The organism is Bartonella sp. AP58NXGY (genome assembly GCF_042195785.1).
In the GTDB taxonomy this organism is placed as follows: Bacteria; Pseudomonadota; Alphaproteobacteria; order Rhizobiales; family Rhizobiaceae; genus Bartonella.
In genome coordinates, this window is record NZ_JBHIOY010000376.1 from 1 (window position 1) to 591 (window position 591).

1 protein-coding gene is annotated in these 591 nt (G+C 37.6%); it reads right to left on the reverse strand.

Going from position 1 to position 591, the window contains the following annotated elements; all coding sequences use genetic code 11:
* Positions 1-94: 94 nt before the first annotated feature.
* Positions 95-591 (reverse strand): 3'-5' exonuclease (locus tag ACFINC_RS11525; RefSeq protein ID WP_375617288.1); only part of this gene is annotated, 497 nt, incomplete at its 5' end.

The window sequence follows — 591 nt, forward strand, 5'->3', positions numbered from 1 at the left end:
AACCTTTAAATTGAAGCTTTTGTTCGCAAATGGAAATGACCTTCAAAATAAAACAAAGAGGTCTTTTGAAAAAAGGGATTGTGGTTTTCTTTCGTTAAGCTTTGTCTACAAAATTATCTAGAACACGCTTTTCTCCAGCTTTTTCAAACATGATTGTCAATTTGTGATCGTCTATCGCGGTAATATGACCATAACCAAATTTTATGTGAAAAATTCGATCATTAATAGAAAAATCTGATGGTGCGTGAGAGATTGATTGAGCGATAACGTTCCCTTCAATATTTTTGTTTTTTTGTGCAGGTTTTTGTCTTGGTGTTGCATAGTCATTATAGAAGCAATTGTGATGTTGAAAGGAGGATTTCCCATAACCACCATAAGATGTTTCCATGGCTATGACTTCTATATGTTCTGCTGGTAATTCATCTAGAAAACGGGAGGGAAGAGCAGATTGCCAAAGTCCGTGAACTCTACGGTTGGATACGAACCATATATGTAGATGTTTTTTTGCTCTTGTAAGCCCCACATAAGCAAGGCGCCGTTCTTCTTCTAGTCCTGAGCGTCCACATTCATCTAATGAGCGTTGGTGGGGAA